General features: G+C 38.0%; 18 protein-coding genes and 8 tRNA genes. 1 reads left to right on the top strand and 25 read right to left on the bottom strand.

All coding sequences use genetic code 11. The features are described 5' to 3' along the window. Positions 1-170: 170 nt before the first annotated feature. The 18 genes from ACIP9G_RS20200 to acpS form a co-directional block, all read right to left on the bottom strand. Positions 171-244 (bottom strand) — tRNA-Gly (locus tag ACIP9G_RS20200). A gap of 19 nt (positions 245-263) precedes the next feature. Continuing rightward, a tRNA-Arg gene (locus tag ACIP9G_RS20195) sits at positions 264-340 on the bottom strand. 29 nt (positions 341-369) lie between these two features. Then, positions 370-455: transfer RNA gene (locus tag ACIP9G_RS20190), tRNA-Leu, on the bottom strand. A gap of 71 nt (positions 456-526) precedes the next feature. Next, positions 527-599, bottom strand: a tRNA-Lys gene (locus ACIP9G_RS20185). 15 nt (positions 600-614) lie between these two features. Further along, positions 615-689: transfer RNA gene (locus tag ACIP9G_RS20180), tRNA-Gln, on the bottom strand. A gap of 5 nt (positions 690-694) precedes the next feature. Beyond that, a tRNA-Asp gene (locus tag ACIP9G_RS20175) sits at positions 695-770 on the bottom strand. A gap of 30 nt (positions 771-800) precedes the next feature. After that, positions 801-872 (bottom strand) — tRNA-Glu (locus ACIP9G_RS20170). A 1-nt stretch (position 873) separates the two neighbouring features. Then, a tRNA-Asn gene (locus ACIP9G_RS20165) sits at positions 874-950 on the bottom strand. Between the two features lie 79 nt (positions 951-1,029). Then, the gene (locus tag ACIP9G_RS20160; RefSeq protein ID WP_340822065.1) at positions 1,030-1,503 is read right to left on the bottom strand and encodes a SprT family protein; all 474 of its coding nucleotides are present in this window, start codon (positions 1,501-1,503) and stop codon (positions 1,030-1,032) included. 66 nt (positions 1,504-1,569) lie between these two features. After that, a complete protein-coding gene (locus ACIP9G_RS20155) occupies positions 1,570-3,744 on the bottom strand; it encodes a Tex family protein (protein ID WP_401021737.1) in 2,175 nt (724 codons plus the stop codon). Positions 3,745-3,895: 151 nt separating this feature from the next. Continuing rightward, a complete protein-coding gene (gene sigB / locus ACIP9G_RS20150; protein WP_340822062.1) occupies positions 3,896-4,681 on the bottom strand; it encodes an RNA polymerase sigma factor SigB in 786 nt (261 codons plus the stop codon). Continuing rightward, positions 4,659-5,129: an anti-sigma B factor RsbW gene (gene rsbW / locus ACIP9G_RS20145; protein ID WP_340822060.1), complete on the bottom strand. Its 471-nt coding sequence runs from the start codon at positions 5,127-5,129 to the stop codon at positions 4,659-4,661. The genes sigB and rsbW overlap by 23 nt, the downstream gene beginning before the upstream one ends. Continuing rightward, positions 5,116-5,460, bottom strand: a complete 345-nt coding sequence (locus tag ACIP9G_RS20140; RefSeq protein WP_340822058.1) for an STAS domain-containing protein — start codon at positions 5,458-5,460, stop codon at positions 5,116-5,118. Before ACIP9G_RS20140 ends, rsbW begins: the two co-directional genes overlap by 14 nt. A 277-nt stretch (positions 5,461-5,737) precedes the next feature. Further along, positions 5,738-6,088: a type II toxin-antitoxin system PemK/MazF family toxin gene (locus tag ACIP9G_RS20135; RefSeq protein WP_008177055.1), complete on the bottom strand. Its 351-nt coding sequence runs from the start codon at positions 6,086-6,088 to the stop codon at positions 5,738-5,740. A 4-nt stretch (positions 6,089-6,092) separates the two neighbouring features. Beyond that, a complete protein-coding gene (locus ACIP9G_RS20130; protein WP_139859927.1) occupies positions 6,093-6,356 on the bottom strand; it encodes a hypothetical protein in 264 nt (87 codons plus the stop codon). A gap of 510 nt (positions 6,357-6,866) precedes the next feature. After that, complete coding sequence (gene alr / locus ACIP9G_RS20125) at positions 6,867-7,988, bottom strand: alanine racemase (RefSeq protein ID WP_401021733.1); 1,122 nt, start codon at positions 7,986-7,988, stop codon at positions 6,867-6,869. A 490-nt stretch (positions 7,989-8,478) separates the two neighbouring features. After that, a complete protein-coding gene (locus ACIP9G_RS20120; RefSeq protein ID WP_340822056.1) occupies positions 8,479-9,591 on the bottom strand; it encodes a LolA family protein in 1,113 nt (370 codons plus the stop codon). A 91-nt stretch (positions 9,592-9,682) separates the two neighbouring features. Continuing rightward, positions 9,683-10,036 (bottom strand): holo-ACP synthase, encoded by a 354-nt coding sequence (gene acpS, locus ACIP9G_RS20115; RefSeq protein WP_340822054.1) that lies wholly within the window; start codon positions 10,034-10,036, stop codon positions 9,683-9,685. 64 nt (positions 10,037-10,100) lie between these two features. Here acpS and ACIP9G_RS20110 point away from each other — a divergent pair, with 64 nt between their 5' ends. Continuing rightward, positions 10,101-10,721, top strand: a complete 621-nt coding sequence (locus ACIP9G_RS20110) for a rhomboid family intramembrane serine protease (RefSeq protein WP_401021728.1) — start codon at positions 10,101-10,103, stop codon at positions 10,719-10,721. Between the two features lie 106 nt (positions 10,722-10,827). Here the strand turns inward: ACIP9G_RS20110 and ACIP9G_RS20105 are convergent, their stop codons facing one another. The 7 genes from ACIP9G_RS20105 to ACIP9G_RS20075 all read right to left on the bottom strand — a co-directional run bounded on the left by ACIP9G_RS20105 (position 10,828) and on the right by ACIP9G_RS20075 (position 18,789). Next, positions 10,828-11,403, bottom strand: coding sequence for a GNAT family N-acetyltransferase (locus ACIP9G_RS20105; protein WP_340822050.1), 576 nt, complete (start codon positions 11,401-11,403; stop codon positions 10,828-10,830). 111 nt (positions 11,404-11,514) lie between these two features. Continuing rightward, positions 11,515-12,987, bottom strand: a complete 1,473-nt coding sequence (locus ACIP9G_RS20100; RefSeq protein ID WP_401021757.1) for a PH domain-containing protein — start codon at positions 12,985-12,987, stop codon at positions 11,515-11,517. After that, positions 12,980-13,459, bottom strand: coding sequence for a PH domain-containing protein (locus ACIP9G_RS20095; RefSeq protein WP_340822048.1), 480 nt, complete (start codon positions 13,457-13,459; stop codon positions 12,980-12,982). The genes ACIP9G_RS20100 and ACIP9G_RS20095 overlap by 8 nt, the downstream gene beginning before the upstream one ends. Before the next feature lie 117 nt (positions 13,460-13,576). Further along, a complete protein-coding gene (gene cshA, locus ACIP9G_RS20090) occupies positions 13,577-15,121 on the bottom strand; it encodes a degradosome RNA helicase CshA (RefSeq protein WP_340822047.1) in 1,545 nt (514 codons plus the stop codon). A 349-nt stretch (positions 15,122-15,470) separates the two neighbouring features. Next, positions 15,471-16,163: an alpha/beta hydrolase gene (locus ACIP9G_RS20085; protein WP_401021723.1), complete on the bottom strand. Its 693-nt coding sequence runs from the start codon at positions 16,161-16,163 to the stop codon at positions 15,471-15,473. Positions 16,164-16,330: 167 nt separating this feature from the next. Further along, the gene (locus tag ACIP9G_RS20080; RefSeq protein ID WP_401021720.1) at positions 16,331-17,698 is read right to left on the bottom strand and encodes a UDP-N-acetylmuramoyl-tripeptide--D-alanyl-D-alanine ligase; all 1,368 of its coding nucleotides are present in this window, start codon (positions 17,696-17,698) and stop codon (positions 16,331-16,333) included. A gap of 11 nt (positions 17,699-17,709) precedes the next feature. Beyond that, a complete protein-coding gene (locus ACIP9G_RS20075) occupies positions 17,710-18,789 on the bottom strand; it encodes a D-alanine--D-alanine ligase (protein WP_401021717.1) in 1,080 nt (359 codons plus the stop codon). Between the last annotated feature and the right edge of the window lie 80 nt (positions 18,790-18,869).

The raw sequence follows: 18,869 nt of genomic DNA, 5'->3' as shown, positions 1-18,869 counted from the left end.
TGTCCAAAATTTTGTTTCGTTCACTAACATATGTTAGTTAATAAAAACTATATTGATTACGTTTTGCTTGTTCAGTTTTCAAGGTTCATTTTGTTGCCATTTGTTTTTAGCAACTTTTACATCATATCATCAATCATTTGTGATGTCAACATTTTTTTAAAATGTTTTTTTGGAGCGGGTGATGAGAATCGAACTCACGACATCAGCTTGGAAGGCTGAGGTTTTACCATTAAACTACACCCGCAAATATTTTAATTTTATAATGGCGCGCCCGGCAGGAGTCGAACCCACAACCTTCTGATCCGTAGTCAGACGCTCTATCCAATTGAGCTACGGGCGCAAGTATTAAATAACCGAACTGACTTGACTTGGTGCGGCCGAGAGGACTTGAACCTCCACGGGGTTGCCCCCACTAGGCCCTCAACCTAGCGCGTCTGCCGTTCCGCCACGACCGCATTCATAAAATAGGAACTTTCTTATTATACTATGATAACTTGAAATATCAACCTTTTTTCTTAAAAAAAGATGAGCCATGAAGGACTCGAACCTTCGACCCTCTGATTAAAAGTCAGATGCTCTACCAACTGAGCTAATGGCTCAAATTAAGAAATGAATGGCTGGGGTACCTGGATTCGAACCAGGGCATGACGGAATCAAAATCCGTTGCCTTACCGCTTGGCTATACCCCAATAAGTGGCGGTCCCGACCGGGATCGAACCGGCGATCTCCTGCGTGACAGGCAGGCATGTTAACCGCTACACCACGGGACCAATGTTACAATTATTTATATTTATGAAAAATGACCCCTACGGGATTCGAACCCGTGTTACCGCCGTGAAAGGGCGGTGTCTTAACCGCTTGACCAAGGGGCCATGGCTCCGAAGGCAGGACTCGAACCTGCGACAACCTGATTAACAGTCAGGTGCTACTACCAACTGAGCTACTTCGGAATAATCATATTGTTTTGTCGTCTTTATCTTGTCGACTTTTACTATTATAAGGATAAGCTCAGTAAACGTCAATCTTTTTTTAAAAGTTTTTTTCACCAATTAACTTTAATTGCCCTGAACACTTGCCACAGCAGTATCTCTTCACATTTAATCTTATTTTTCTAACATATATTTGGTGGCATTTTATACAAGTGTATTTATATTGAGAACGCTGTTTTCCGTTCCGAGATGTAGGTTTCTGCAACGCTGAACAAAATCGTGGAGCGTTCACTTTTTTCAATAAATCTCGAAAATCTTTATCTCGATGTTGGTAGCCCTTCCCTTCTATGTGCAAATGATAATGACATAATTCGTGAAGAATTATCCCCTCAACCTCACTGACACCATACATTTCATATGCTTTTGGGTTTATTTCAATATGGTGGGATTGTAAAAGATAGCGACCACCTGTTGAACGCAGTCTTGAGTTAAAGTATGCGCGATGCATGAATGGTTTATGAAAACTTTCTAATGAAATGCGGGTTACAAGCTGTTGCAGTTCCTCATTGTTCAACTTTATCACCTCTAACAATAAGAATACCACACTGCGCAGTATAGACAGTGTGGCAATAAATTATTACTACTTTTCAATTGTTTGTTTTTCTGGAGGTAGCATTGTTAACGAAATACGCCCTTTGTTTACCTCTATCTGTTCCACCCAAACTGTGACAATATCACCTAGCGCCACAACTTCTAATGGATGCTTAATACGTTTCTTTTGTAACTTAGAAATATGCACAAGCCCATCTTGCTTAACACCGATATCAACAAATGCACCAAAATCGACTACATTACGTACAGTGCCTTGTAATTCCATACCTACCTGTAAATCTTCCATTTTCAAAACATCTGTTTTTAGTAGTGGCTGCGGAAAGGCATCGCGCGGATCTCGACTTGGCTTCTTCAATGTATCCACAATATCCTGAATTGTAACAACACCCATACCTAATGTATTACTTAGTTCTTGAACATTAAGGGATGCAATTGCTTCCTCCGCCTTTTGCGTTCCTAGTTCTTTTTTATTTAAATTTGCTACTTCTAAAATTTGTTCAGCTATATTGTAGCTTTCTGGGTGAATACCTGTAGCATCAAATGGGTTTTTCGCTTCAGGCACACGTAAAAATCCGATTGCTTGCTCATACGTTTTTGCACCAAGTCGCGGGATTTTCTTTAGCTGCGAACGCGTTGTGAATTGTCCATTTTCTTCGCGAACTTTCACAATATTTTCGGCTACAGTTTTCGATAACCCAGAAACATATTGCATTAATGAAGCTGACGCTGTATTAACATCAACACCGACTTGATTGACTGCAGTTTCTACTATAAATGTTAACGACTCTGATAATTTCTTTTGAGAAACGTCATGTTGATATTGACCAACACCTACTGCCTTTGGCTCAATTTTCACTAATTCTGACAATGGATCTTGTAAACGTCGTGCGATAGAAACGGCGCTTCGCTGCTCTACTTGTAAATCTGGAAATTCAGTACGCGCAATCTCGGACGCTGAATAAACTGATGCACCAGCTTCGTTTACAATCACATATGCCGCATCTGTTTTCACTTCACTCAATACATCAGCAATAAACTGCTCCGTTTCACGTGAGGCAGTACCGTTACCAATCGCGATAATCTTAATAGGATACTTCGCTAAAATTTCTTTCACTACAGCCTTTGATTTTGCCACATCTGGTTTTGGTGGATGTGGATAAATAGCTGTAACTTCTAGCATTTTTCCTGTCTCATCAACAACAGCTAATTTACAGCCAGTTCGATAAGCAGGGTCCACTCCTAAAACGTATTTGCCCTTTAGCGGTGGCTGTAGCAAGAGGTTACGGAGATTTTCTGAGAAAATGTGAATAGCTTGCGCCTCTGCTTTTTCTGTTAATTCATTGCGTAATTCTCTTTCTATAGATGGCTGAATTAATCGTTTGTAGGAATCTTCTATCGCTAGCTTCACCTCCGCGATAGCTGGCGATGAACCTGTAGCAGGTATCCATTCTTTCCACATAATCATCAGTACTCGATCTATCGGCACTTGTATCGCTACCTTTAAGACATCCTCTTTCTCCCCACGATTCACTGCTAAAATACGGTGAGGAACAATGCGGTTAACAGGTTCTTCATATTCGTAATACATTTCAAAAACCTTTTTTTCATCTACTTCTGCATTTTTTAATGTGGTTGTAAGTACGCCCTCTTTCCAAGAAAAGGCACGGATTTTTTGTCTTATACCCGCATCATCCGCAAAGCGCTCTGCTAAAATGTCACGTGCCCCAGCTAATGCGTCATCTACTGTTGCAACATTCTCCACGTCAACAAATTGTTGAGCTAACTGGACTAATGCTTCATTACGATATTCTAATAGAATGTCGGCTAAAGATTCTAATCCTTTTTCCTTTGCGATTGTCGCCTTTGTACGTCGTTTTTGCTTGTATGGACGATACAAATCTTCTACACGCTGTAGAACCGTTGCTATCTGAATTGCATTTTCAAGCTCGGGAGTTAGTTTATCCTGTTCTTGAATTAATCGAAGAACCTCTTCTTTACGTTGTTCAAGTTGCTGTATGTAATGGTAACGATCTTCTACAGCTTTAATTTGTACCTCATCCAGAGAACCAGTAGCTTCTTTTCGATAACGCGCGATAAACGGAACGGTGTTACCCTCATCTAATAATTTTATCACTGCCTCTGCTTGATTTGGTCTGATAGCTACATCCTTTGCAATAAGCTGTAACATTTGTTTTTGTTCCACATTATCACTACCTTTTTTCTTTTCATTTTAACACTACACTTCAATAAAAAACCAAGGATAGTCTATAAGATGGGAAAAAAAGACAAAAAACAAGACACTTATTGCTATTGGACGGAGAAATCCTCTAGTAATAAACGCCTTCGTTTCATCCTCACAGTGGCACACTACCACTTGCAAGAATGACTTCTTGTAATTTCTTAATTGCTTTTCTTTGTATTCTGGATACATGCATTTGAGAAATGCCCAATTGTTCGCCCGCTTCTTTTTGGCTAAGCTGCTCTAAATAAGTAAGCTGAATAACTTGCTTCTCTCGTTCATTTAAAACTTCCATAGCATCAGCAACGATCATCCTTCTATTGGTCATTTCATAACCCATATCTTCTTTACCCATAATATCAGCTAGTGTGACAGTACTTCCGTCATTATCTGATTCTATTGAATGATCCATTGAGAGTGCTTGATAACTGCGACTCATCTCCATCGCTTCTAAAACTTCTTCCTCAGGTACCTCTAATCGCTCAGCAATTTCTTGAATGGAAGGTGAACGTTGGAACTCTATCGTTAACGATTCTACAGTCGATTTAATACGTGGCCCTATCTCTTTAATTCGTCTTGGCACATGAACGTCCCATGTTTTATCTCGTAAAAATCGCTTAATCTCTCCAACAATAGTAGGTACAGCAAATGCCTCAAAACTGCGGCCAAAACTTGCATCAAAACGTCTTATTGCACCTAGTAACCCCAACATCCCTACTTGTACGATATCATCATAATAAGATTTACCATACGAATATTTGCGAGCGATGGACTCTACTAAATTTCGATAATGAATTACCAAATTGGTTTGTGCTTCTTCATCCTCTGTTGTTTGGTACTGTGCTATCCACTTTAACACATCTTCTTTTGAAGAAGATTTATGTAGTGATTCTTTCGACATTTTTTTCCACCTGCTCCCTAGCGACGTACTTTGTCATGAAAACAGTTACGCCACCATCGTTATTAATCATCACCTCATCCATCAAAGTTTCCATTAAATAAAGCCCTAAACCGCCCTCTCTTAGCCCCGCAATACTATCTTCAGGATGATAAGGCCCAATTTTTGTTTTAACTTCTTCAAAATTAAAACTATTTCCATAGTCTGCAATCATCATTTCCAACTTGTTATCATAAAGGGCGCAACCTATTACAATTTCGCCTTCCTCAGCATCTTTATAAGCATGGTGTACAACATTCGTTACCGCTTCACTAACTGCAATTTTCAAATCCTCGATCTCATCGAAGTTAAATCCAATACGATTAGCTAATCCAGAAACAGTTAAACGAATGACACTGACAAACTGAGGTTTTGCAGGAACCCTTATTTCAATATAATCAAATTCCTTCATTGCTTAATTCCACCTTTTTATCAGTTTCAATATCCATCAGTTCACTTAAGCCAGTAATTTCAAATAATCTTTGTAGTCGCTTAGACAGTCCAACAATCTTTACTTTACCTTCTTCACGTAAAGCTCTTTTATAAAAAGCTACAAAAATACCAAGACCAGTACTATCCATATAATTTACTTTTGATAAATCTAATTCAATTTCAATACCTTTTGTAACCTTTACTGCCTCTAGTTCCTCACGAAGACCTGAGGCTGTATACGTATCAATTTCACCTTCAACAAACCCATATAATTTTGTACCATCTTTTTTAAAATGCACCACCATGTCCATATAGTACACCTCCACCATATTTATTCGACTTTTTTTCTTTTCCCACATTTATCGGATGTTAAACATAATTAATTATATTTATTATCATAACTTTAATTTTTTTTAGAGTTAACATAAAAGCATCGACATTTTTCTACAAAACTTATAAATCGATATTACTTGCATTTTTTTCATTCTATTAATACTACTAAATAGTATTTTAACTATATGATAACGCAAAAAATTAAAAAAACATCAGGATACGTAAAATCCCTGATGCTCTATACATATATGTATATCAAAATTTAACAAGCCCTAAGCTAATCATCAACGCTCCATCCACTTTTTCCATCACTGCATGATCGAGCTGTGTAATACGATCAGTCAACCTAGACTTATCGATTGTACGTACTTGCTCAAGCAAAATGACCGAGTCACGTTCAAATCCATACTTCTCAGCATTTATTTCAACATGTGTCGGTAACTTTGCCTTTTGAATCTGTGCAGTAATTGCTGCGATGATGACAGTCGGACTAAATCGATTTCCAATATCATTTTGAATAATCAATACCGGCCTAGTGCCACCTTGTTCGGACCCAACTACCGGCGATAAATCTGCAAAAAAAACGTCACCACGTTTTACATTCAAAGTGTCATCCCCCGCTAACGAGACGCTCCACTGTATGTTGCGCTTCATATTCCGCGTGCAAGCATTCACTTGCAATCATCAGATTAATATGAGACATCTCAACATATCCTTTCATCATAGCTTCCCGTATTTGATTTGGTTGCTCCTGCATTAAATTTTTGCGCGACAAAAAACGCACAAAAGATTCACCTTCAATTACTTCCTTTGTTTGTAGAAACAGTCTATCTTGAACAGCAATTGTAGCTTCTCTTAACTTTTTCTCGTACACAGCAAGCACCTCCAACGGAACCATACACTTTTTCATTACAACTCATTCTACCATTGAAAGATATTGTTGAAAAGACATGAAATGACAAAATATCTGACTATTTGAAGAACAAGTAGTAAAATTTCGTTGGTTGTCGATGGTAAATACTGCTTCCATATGTCTCTTTGACATTGGTGCCTGTTGCTTACATTCCTTATATGCCTACGTTATAACCGAATTGGATTAAGTTTTCCCACACAATTATTAATTTCGACAAATATTTTCTAACTGCGAAGTATATAGAAAATTATTTTTATTGATGACTGCTATAAATAAAATCAATTACATCTCAGGCGTGATTGCCTTCAGACTTTTTTAGAGCTTACTCTAAAAGCTCCTGTTAAAATCTGAGACATGCACTAGTAACTAATAATATGATTCAGCCTGCCTCCGTGTGACCCATACAGAAGTCATTACTTATTTAACATTTCTCCACTACTTGTAGAAGTGAAAAACCTATGCTGCAACAAGTTAAATGTATACTCGAGGAACTCTGGCTGTAATAATGCATGGTACTTCATAATTAATAGTTTCAAGTCTTGTTGCCCATTCATCCATTGAAATAACTTCTTGCCCTTGACGACCAATAAGCGTCACTTTCTTACCTATAGCATATGCTTTTGGTAGAGCAACCATACATTGGTCCATACAAATTCGTCCAACTATCGGCATTCTTTGTCCGTCTATAAGTACATCTTGTCCAGCTAACTTACGAATAACCCCATCCGCATAGCCTACCGGAATAGTTCCAATCCACATATCTGTCTGTGCAATAAATGTTGCTCCGTAACCTACTGAATCACCAGCTTTTAACTGTTTGACATGCACAAGTTCACTCTCAAGTGAAAAGGCAGGTTTCAATGGAAATGGTAAAATTTCTCCTACGTAAGTAGATGGCGCTAGCCCATACATTGAGATGCCATAACGTACAGCGTCATAGTGTAAATGATGATCTTTTACTAATGCCGTTGCTGTATTGGATGCATGTACTAGTCTAGGTTTTTCAGGCAATGTAGAAATAAGCTTTTCAAATAATTGTACCTGACTATCGAAATAGGCTGTATCCTTCTCATCGGCAGTTGCAAAATGAGTAAAAATGCCATCCAATTCTACATTGTATGTTGAATTGATTGTATGATATACCTCTAACAATTCTTTCTCTGTGCGAACCCCAATTCGCCCCATCCCGCTATCAACCTTTATATGTAGTTGTAAAGGGTTTGCTTCACCAGTTATGAACGTTGAAGCTTGCTGTATCCATTCACTAGAAAATACTGTAAGTGAAATACGCTGTTGCGCTGCATAAGGTGCAAACGCTACTGGTGATGCTCCTAATATTAGTATGTCTGGTTCTTCGAAATGTGCCCGAATATGTAATGCTTCGTCTGGTGTAGCCACTGCAAGCATCGTTGCGCCAGCTTCCAAAGCAGCTTGTGCAACTGCTATATCCCCATGTCCATATGCATTGGCTTTTACGACTGCGATAATTTGTACATTTGGTTGAAGTAGTTCTTTTAAATTTTTTATATTTTGGTGAATTGCTTGTAAATCTACAATTGCTTTCGTTGGTCTAAAATGCTGCTGTGTCTCCATTAGAATACCCTCTTTTTTATTTATTAAACCGTTATGTATTGAAAAAACTACCAAATAACAATTCAATTATGCATTAGCCTTATTTACATCCAGAATTTTCTCAAGCTTTCTAAAAAAACTTCTCTTAAAAATCTATACTATAATCAGATTCCTTTAACTTAATTCAGCAAGGTTGAAGCTCCTCATTGAATTTAATGCATTCATCCTCTAAATCTCGAAGTAAAGAACTTCCGCAAAGGTTGAATTTCAAGCATAATGCTCGTCCGCAATTCGAATCAACTTTACATAAAAATTTACAGCACTCGTTACTTAAATTCGACGACGCATCGCTATCTCCCTTTTTTTCCCTATAAAAAACCGCTTGTTTTTACAAATTACATAACACTATTCTATAGTTTGTATTATCTATAGAATAGTGTTATTATCAAATTTACATTTTTTTCTAACAAACTACAGCTTCCTTTATATCGAAAACTGTAGCTTGAAAAAATTATTTCATACTGCTTATCGTCATGGAAGCAGCAACTTCCACCATTTCTTCACGGGTTAATTTACTAGAAGCTACAAAGAATGCAACTCCATCTTTTTCCCAGCTAATAGACGTATCGGTAATAGCTCCGATTGTAAATCCTAAGTCTACAGGATCGCCAGGTGAAGTAACTGGTAACATAGACGTTTCTTTCATAACTGGTTGTTGCATAACCGTAAACGCTTTATCACCTTCAAACGTTAAAATAACACGATCCATGCCACCCTCGCGAATAGCTTTCTCATCTGTCATTTTAGTGTTCTCGAAATTCACAACTGGATAATGCGTTTGGAATTCTTCATACTCAACCTCTGCACCGACTGCTTCTTTTTCACCATTTTCACCTTTAGCATCTTTTTCACCTTTAGCATCTTTTTCATCTTTAGTAGCATCTTTTCCGTCTTTATTTGTAGGTGCAGCTTGTTCGCCTTTTGAATCATCTGATTCAGTAAATTGCTCAACAGCATACTCTTTTGCAGCATGTTGTACACCTAATTTAATATTATTAAAAGTGATACGGATTTGCTCTTCCTTGACATCATTCATAATGACTACTGATGTAGGGAGCATAGTTTTCTTATCAACTGTAATGACTTGGTGAGGCATACTATTTTTATAGCTATTTCTAGTAGCCGCTTCAAATATATATGCTTTGTCCTCTTCTTTCATGACTAAATTTTTATCTTCTGCTAAATCTTCTGCTAGTGCTCCGATTAAATATGCCTGGCTATTTTTCTTTGGCCAATCACTTTGGAACTTATACATTTTGTTTAATGTTGGTGTTACAACAAAAACTCCATCTGCATTACGCACAATCATTTGCGAAACATCTTTCCCACTTTCAACTACTTCCACTCGATAGAAATCAGGTTTAGTATGCCATACCGTAACATCATACGTTCTAGGTTCTCCACCTGATTTAATCTCCATCTTAGCGTCTAACTCATAACCATTCGTCTCTGACCATTTACCATTAACTTTCTTTAACACTTTTTCCTGTGAGGCTGTACCACACGCCGACAGAAGTAATATCGCACAAATTAAGACGAGCCAAGTAACTAAACGGTTGCCCACGCTTTCACCCTTTCTTCTTTCAAATCCACTACGACAATATATGAACCGTATGTGTCAGTTATGTCATTTGATGAAAAGGCAATATATTTTATTACAACAGTAATATTACTTGTGCGGCTGCATATTGCTTAGAATGCGTGATACTGACAAAGCCATTTACAAGCTCTCCTTTAAAATATAAAACAGGGTTACCAGCTTCCCCTCTTAATATTTCAATATCTTGCAGTGCACAATCTTTACCGATACCTGTGCCTAGCGCTTTCGAAAAGGCCTCTTTTGCGGCAAATCGTCCTGCCAAAAACTCTACTTTGCGAGATTCTGTATGCAAAGCAAATAGTGCTCTTTCTTTCTCTGATAAAATCCGGTCTTTAAATTTATCTGTACGAGTCATTGCCTTCACAATACGCTCGGTTTCTACAATGTCGAGACCTATTCCTTTAATCATATGAACTTCTCCTTTTCTTATTTCCAAAAAGCCATGTATAATAATTGTAAATTGAGGTGGAGCTATGTTTAGTAGAACAGAAAATTTTAAGCAATATACAAGTTATTACCCTGTCGTTTCAACATTAATAGCAGTGAATCTAATTCTTTATGTATTAACACTTGTTCCCGTTATAGGGGAACTTCTGTGGAATTATGGGATTCAGGTCAATTTCCTCGTACAAAGCGGTGAATGGTGGCGAGTTTTCTCAGCAATGTTTTTGCATGCAAACTTTATGCATGTGCTCTTTAATATGTTCTCCCTGTTTTTATTTGGGCCAGAACTTGAGAAAATTGCAGGTAAAGCACGTTTCATTACGATTTATTTATTATCTGGTATCGTAGGTAACATGGCAACCTTTATGCTTAATGACGGAAGCTATGCTAGCCTTGGCGCAAGTGGTGCAATTTTCGGGATTTTTGGAGCGTTCGGTGCTCTTGTATACTATACACGTCGCACAATGCCAATGCTTCGTAAGCTTATATTGCCGATTATCGTCATCAGTGTCATCATGACTTTCTTACAGTCTAATGTAAATGTTTATGCACATTTAGGTGGTTTAGTGACAGGATTCGTTCTCGGTCTTATTTACTTACATCCCAAAAGAATTTTAAGCTGGCGCAAGCAAAAAATGGCTGGCAAATAGCTTATAAAAAGAGGAGCTGACCCAAACAGTGACGTCTATATCACTTAGGGCTAGTCCTCTTTTTTCAGCTCAAAAACTCCGCATCACTGTCATACTATCGTTGAAATTATAGTACAACATTAGCCTCTTTAGCCATTTTTATTTTTTTCCATTCTGCCGCGGTTATCCCATATACAACTTGATCCACATGATGATCGTATAACCATTCAGCATCTCTTAATCGTCCTTCTTCATTAAAACCTAACACTTTTGGAATTGTACGACTACGAATATTTCCTACTGCAACACGTACCTCAATGCGATTTAACTTTAAATAGTCAAAAGCAAAATCGATGAATGCCCTCATAGAATTTGTCACAAGCCCCTTGCCAACAAAATCACTTCCAAGCCAATAGCCAATGCTCGTCCATTTATGTTGCCAATTCACTTGATGATAACCAATAACTCCCGCTAGCTTACCATCATAATAAATTCCAGCCTGTATTCCATTATTATCGGCATATTGTTGCATCGCATTTCGTACAAATTGTTCCGTATCCTTGACCGTCTTCACATTGTCTACAAAGGGTAACCACTCACGTAAAGTCTCTCTCGAACGATCCGTTAGCGCAAATAATTCATCTACATCACTTAAATCCAACATTTTTAAATATGTATGTTCATTTATGCTGTATTTAAACATCAATCCCACCCCTTTTCGTTGATTTATTCTATTATAAACGCGTTTTTCCTATTATTGTATATAAAAAAAGCCAATCTCCACATTTTCATGTAAAGATTGGCTTTTTATCTATTAATGTTCATACCAAGATAATATGGTTTCTGCATCTCGTTGCTCTAAGCTTGGTACATTACCTGTCATACCAGACATTCCTGACATTACCGTGGCTTTTATAGACATCACTTGCTTGCGCTTTTGGAAATACGTTTGACTACTTTCCATAGATTGTATACGTTTTTTCTCCATAAACAATGTGATACGACTGAAAATACGATATTGCATTGCGAGTTGCTTTCCGTCAATCATATAACCCGCTGTTCTATGTTGCCAAATGCCAAGCAATATTGATAATGGAATTAGTAATAATGACAACAACCCATAAGGATATAAGAAATAACTACAAGCACCTAAAATCGGTACAAGCCATAAAAAATCTATGCGATAAAAGAATGGACGTGCTCGTTTCGGAGCCCTCGTAAATTCAGGTTGCCAATTCATTTCAGGGAAAAGCTGAACTAATGTTTGTAAACAATCTTGCTTTTTAATTAATGGGAATAACGCAATTTTCTTATCTCGACCTTTTTCACCGTTGCCACCAGCGCTTTCTACAACAACAGTAGCAAAGCCAAATACTTGTCGCAAAGGATTTTCAACAATTCGGATTGCCTGAATACGGTTTAAAGGTAGTGTAATTCTTTTCTTCTCCAGTAACCCCTTAGTAATCATTAGCTTTTCATCTTCAATACGAACTGTATAATCGTAATAATTTACAAGTGTTATAACAACCGATACTAACCATGCAATGATAAGTACGAACATGACCATTAAGGCAACTAAAAATGCCCCAACTTTCACAAAATCCGCCAGTTCATGAAAAACCTCTTCATAAGGGATAATATCCGAAAACTGTGAGACTACTGCCGCAAGCCCAGACAATACTACTCCTATCCCACCAGAAGTCGTTGCTAATACAAGTAAATCCCGCATCGACATATGGTAAATAGCAGGAACCATTACTTCACCTATTTGCTCAGGTGACTGTTCAACGTCAATGTGTTGAGCGAATTGCGTTTTTGCACGACGCATTTCCTGTTCTATTACGTCTGCTGCTATTTTCTGGATAGCTGTCAATTCTACCTCTGGCTTACCGCCTTTATTCCCCGCAGTCTCAACTTGCACCTTTACTAATCCGAATAGCCGATGAAAAATACCTTCATGGTAATTCAAGCTTTGAATGCGTTCAAATGGAATATAACGCTTCTTCTTTACGAATAACCCATACTTCACCCGTAATTCGCCATCCTCAAACCAATAAACAAAAGTACGCCATTTAACGATACCACCAACAAGTGCAAGCACTGCTGCTACACCCCACACTCCAAACAATAAAACTGTTTCAAAAAAATGTTCGCTGCGGAAGTTAAATGAAAAGTTAAAACCGTTACTAATAATAATAATCGCAACAGGTAATATCATACTTTTTAGCGCTTTGACACTAGAAATAATGGCCGATACTGGGTGCAATCGATACACTTCATTAGACATCATCTTCTGCCACCCTTGCTAATTCCGAAATACGTGCACGAAGTCCATCTGCCTCATCCATGACAAGTGCAGGAATTGTATGTACTGTGGCAGCTGTAGAAATTGAAATATTTCCTAAGCTATATCTTTTTAAAATAGGCCCTTGTGTAGTATCGACATGTTGTACACGTACCATTGGTATAAGTGTGCGTTTTACAACAAATAAACCATGTTGTACTTCAATTTCATGCTCACGCACTTCATATCTCCAACGCTCCCATCGGATTTTAGGGAATAAATACGCCAATAAAAAGGCACTTAATAAAACAACAGCAATTGCAATGATATAAATAAATGATGGCCAATCAAAATAATAAGTACCGTAACATACCAATGCTGCGACGACTAACAATAGTAATGTTTGTAACACACCATATAATCGCCATACAGTTAACCCTTTTCGGGAAATTTGATGGATTGGTTCAGCTCTCATGTTGTTCCTCCTCTTTTCATTACCTATGTATACGTACACTAACACTAATTTGTTTCAATATAAATATAAAAAACCTTACAGTCGAATTGACTGTAAGGTTGGAAGTTTTAAAATTAATTAGTCTTCATGACGACGTGGTGCACGTGAACGACCTTGTCCACCTTCACGGCGAGCTCCACCTTCACGGCGACCACCTTCACGACGGCCTCCACTGCTGCGACGATCTCCGCCACCACTACCTTCACGACGGTTACCGCTAAAGCTACGACCGCCACCGCTTCTGTTACGACCGTTACGATCGCCACCGCGACCACCGCCGCCGCCAGAACGCTCACGGCGCATTGGTAATGGACGTTCTTCTGTAATTGTAACAGGCGAATCATCCGGCTCTTTTGTTAATGAACGTAATGCAGCAGCTACTACATCAATTGCATCATGGTTTTCAAGAACTTCTGTAGCTAATGTACGATAATCACCTAAGTTATTAGTTGAAATAATACCTTCAAGTGTCTCAATAGCTAAACGTTGTTGACCTACTAAAGCTTCGTCATTTGTTGGTGGACGAAGTGGTGTCATACGTTTTTTCGTTGTTTCTTCAACGATACGTAAATAACCCATTTCACGAGGTGTTACAAACGTTACTGCAAGACCTGATTTTCCGGCACGGCCAGTACGACCGATACGGTGAACGTAAGACTCAGGGTCTTGAGGAATATCAAAGTTATATACATGTGTAACGCCTGAAATATCAAGACCACGAGCGGCTACATCTGTTGCAACTAGGATATCAATTTTATTTTCTTTAAATTGGCGTAAAACTGAAATACGTTTTGCTTGGCTTAAATCACCGTGAATTCCTTCTGCAAGATATCCGCGGATTGATAAAGCTTGTGCTAACTCATCTACGCGACGTTTTGTACGTCCAAAGATAATTGCTAATTCTGGTTGGTGAACATTCAATAGACGAGATAAAACATCGAATTTTTCACGTTCAGCAGCTTTCACAAAAAATTGTTCAATGTTATCCACTGTTAATTCTTTTGCTTTAATTTTTACAATTTCAGGTTCACGCATAAATGTTTCAGCAATTTTACGGATTGCTGGTGGCATTGTTGCTGAGAATAATAATGTTTGACGCTCAGCAGGTACGTTTTCTAAAATTGAATTAATATCATCGATAAAGCCCATGTTTAACATTTCATCTGCTTCGTCCAGTACAAGCGTTTGAACATCTTCTAGTTTTAAAGTACGACGATTAATATGATCTAAAATACGACCTGGTGTACCAACAATAATTTGTGGTTTATTTTTCAGTGCACGAATTTGACGGCCGATTTCTTGACCACCGTAAACTGATAATAATTTCACACGTTTGTCGTAACCGATTTTATATAGTTCTTCTGAAACTTGAATCGCTAATTCACGAGTTGGAGCAATTACTAATGCCTGGATATTAGGGTTTTTAGGATCGATTTTCTCGATAAGTGGAATACCAAAAGCGGCAGTTTTACCTGTACCAGTTTGCGCTTGACCTAATACATCGCGACCTTCAATGGCAAAACGAATAGTTCCCTCTTGGATTGGTGTTGCTTCTTCGAATCCCATACGTTTTACTGAACGTAATGTAGATTCGCTAATATTTAATTCTGAAAAATTTGTCAAACTTCTCAATCTCCTTTTTTCCTTTTAAGTTGACAAATGGTTACATTTTCAGATGAAGTTGTCGGCAAATTCGAGCCTGTGTTGTGGAACGTTTCCGTTACTTAAAAATTTTCTCTACAAAGGTTTCATGTAGAGCTCTCTTATATGAAAAGGAAAGCCCGGTCTTTACCGAGCGGTTCGATTCTGCGTAATTATTCACTTAGAATAAAACCGTTATGTTCAAAAAAAAGTACTCTTCAACCAAATTATGAAGAGTCTTCGCACAAAATGTATCCATTGCTTACACTAGTCTATCATGGTAATCAACCGTATGCAACGATAACGCATGAGTCGTAATAATCTGACTACTTTATTGCTCCTTTAAAAACTCTAAAACCTTCGCAAACCAGTCAAAACAATCTTCACAATAACATATATGATGTTTGCCATTGTCAGAAAAATACAACTTTTTATTTATTGAGGCTAGTTGATCAAATAAAAATCGGGCGGTATGATACGGCACAATACCATCTAATTTTCCTTGAATAATATAAACTGGCACTTTGATATCTTGGTAATACGGCGCAACCTTTTGAACGAGTTTCATGAATTCAATTGTTGCTGATAATGGCACATTATTAAACTTATGGCGATATCTCAAATACAGCTCATTATTAGAAAGGTTTCGATGATATGCCTCAGTCGCTAGCATTTTAAAATCCTTTACAAGTTGCTTAGGACTTACATATTTAGCTGCCGCACTAAGCAGTACGAGCTTCTTTACTTTATAACGCTTTGCTAAATATAGCGCGATAATCCCGCCCATTGAAAAGCCAACGACAATGATTTCATCAACCTTTTTGGCAAGCGCTCGAAAAGCCAACTCCGCATCCATTAACCAATGCATTGCTGTAAAACCTTTCATGTTTAAATCTTCCCCATGTCCTGATAAAGTCGGAGTCTCGATTAACCAATCTGTATTAGCACGTAAATAAGTTGTAAACGGCTCTACCTCATAAGCGCCACCTGAAAATCCATGTAAACATAAAACACCTATTGCCATTACTCTCACCTCTAAAAAGTGGACATTATACGCGCAACTTAGCCCGCCATAAAGGCATCCTATATTGCCTTTTTCAATAAAAGGTAAAAATCCGCATAAGATGTCTATTGCAGCCAAAGCGGATTTTTACCCTATAGGTAACTATTTATTATACTTACACTCGTTAATTATGAAGTAAATGCTTGTAAAATCGTCTCTAGCTTCATGCCTCGTGAACCTTTTAATAAAACGATGGATTGCTCCGTTGCCTGTTGAAGCTTTGCAATAATAGGTGCAAAATCATCCTGCTCATATAGTAAATGATCAGCATCAAAACGGTCTTTTAACACTTCATATAAATATGCCATACGTGGACCATATAAGCACACGTAGTCAATTTCACCTTCGTGAATAGCAAGTGATAAGTCTTCATGGAAGCTTTGTTCATTAGCTCCCAGTTCGAGCATATCGCCTAAGACAAGCCACTTTTCTGGTCGAATCGTTGTTGTAGCAATAAACTGAATGGCCGCCTTTACAGATGTAGGTGCAGCATTGTATGCATCATTAATAAATAATGCACCTTGATTTCCTTGTACTTGTTGCATGCGCATATCAGTTAAAGTTACACCTTTTAATGATTTGCGAATTTGTTCATCATTTAACCCTAGCTTTTGTGCGATAAGCATTGCAATCAATGTGTTTTTCACCTGATGCTTACCAAGAACCGAGATAAAGAATTCACCTTCAATCGCGCCATGCGTTGTAAAGCTACTTCCATTGGCAGTTGCTTCAATATTCTCAGCATATAGCAAATCGCCTGGTTCTAAACCAAATGCCATGGCATTTAAATTTTGCTCTTTTGCAACGAGTTCTTTTAATAATGGTTCATCACCATCATAAAATAGTACACCGTTATCCTGCATACCTTGAATAATTTCAAACTTCGCCTTGGCAATGCCTGCACGAGAGCCTAAATCTTGCATATGCGCCTCACCAATATTTGTAATAACCGTCATATGAGGTCGAGCTAATTTTGTTAAAAATTCTATCTCACCAAAGCCACTCATGCCCATTTCCAGCACTGCAACTTCTGTATCCTCATCAAGCTGTAAAATCGTAATCGGTAATCCTAGTTGGTTATTAAAATTGCCAATCGTTTTTTGCACTTTAAAAAACGGAGCAAGCGTACCTGCTAAAATATCCTTTGTTGAAGTTTTACCATTCGACCCTGTAATACCAATAAAAGTCGCCTTATGCTCATCGCGATAAGCCCGTGCCATTTGCTGTAAGGCTTGCTCTGGATCTTCGACAAATAATAATGGAACACCCTCTGGTGGATTCGGTTCATCTTTTTGCCAAAGCGAAGCACCTGCACCTTTTTCAAAAGCTTGTAGTACGAACTTATGACCATTTGCCAATTCTCCACGAAATGGTACAAATAAATCTCCTTGATTGATTGTTCTTGTATCAATAGAAATACCAGTTACAACCGTCTCTCCGAAAGTCGGCTCCTCTTCATTCAACCATGCTGCTAATTGCTTTAATGTCTTTTTCACAATAATCCCACTCAGTCTTTTTTATAGTGAAGCTGTTGTTTTTCTTCATAACGCTCAAGTGCAAGCGCAATCAGACGATTAATAAGCTCTGGATAGCTTACATTTGTGTGTTGCCAAAGAAGTGGATACATACTAACAGGTGTAAAACCTGGCATTGTATTTACTTCATTAATATAAATATCATAATCTGCTGTAACAAAGAAGTCAGCACGTACTAAACCGCTTCCATCTAAAATTTTAAACGCGCTGTTTGCATGTTCTTTTAAGCTTGTTACAACTTCTGTAGGAAGCTCTGCAGGAATAATGAGCGCTGTTGAGCCATCCTTATATTTCGAATCATAATCATAAAATTCAGTCATAGGCTTAATTTCACCTGGCACTGAAACTTCTGGAAAATCATTGCCCAATACAGCCAATTCAATTTCACGAGCTACAATTCCTTGCTCTACTACAATTTTACGGTCGAATTGTAAAGCCACTTCGATTGCTTTAATTAGCTCTTGACGATTTGAAGCCTTACTAATGCCAACACTTGAACCTAAATTGGCAGGCTTCACAAACATTGGCCAAGTTAATTTTTCTTCACAGCGTGTTAAAATAACTTCTTGCTCATTAGCCCATTCACTGCGAATGAAGTACGTATATGGCACTTGTGGTAAACCCGCAATTTCAAATAATTGCTTCATAATTACTTTATCCATACCTGCTGATGACGCCAATACACCATTTCCAACATACGGAAGATTCAAGACTTCAAGTAGGCCCTGTACAGTTCCATCTTCCCCATTTGTTCCATGTAGTAAAGGGAAAATAACATCAAATTGTACCGCTGTCCCGTTATTATCGATTAAAAATGCTGTAATATTATTTTCTAAAATAATGGCTTCATCACCAAATTGTAATTCTTCAATCGAATTTGCAGGTTTTTCTAGACGCTCACCGCGTCGCCATTCCCCATCTTGTGTAATGTAAATCGGATATATCTCATACTCCTCGAAATTCAAAGCTCCAGTGACCGCACACGCTGTCGACAATGACACTTCATGCTCCGCTGATTTTCCGCCGTATAATAAACCGATTCTTTTTTTCATTTTTGTGCCCTCCACATACTTCTTGAGTATTATTAGTTTATCACGAAACGTCTTGACAAATGACATAAAAATCTCACCGT

Origin of the sequence: Lysinibacillus sp. NPDC093197, from assembly GCF_044754025.1 — a bacterium.
GTDB lineage: Bacteria > Bacillota > Bacilli > Bacillales_A > Planococcaceae > Lysinibacillus.
Note: the sequence above shows the minus strand (reverse complement) of the source record. Positions and strands in the feature narration are given on the sequence as shown.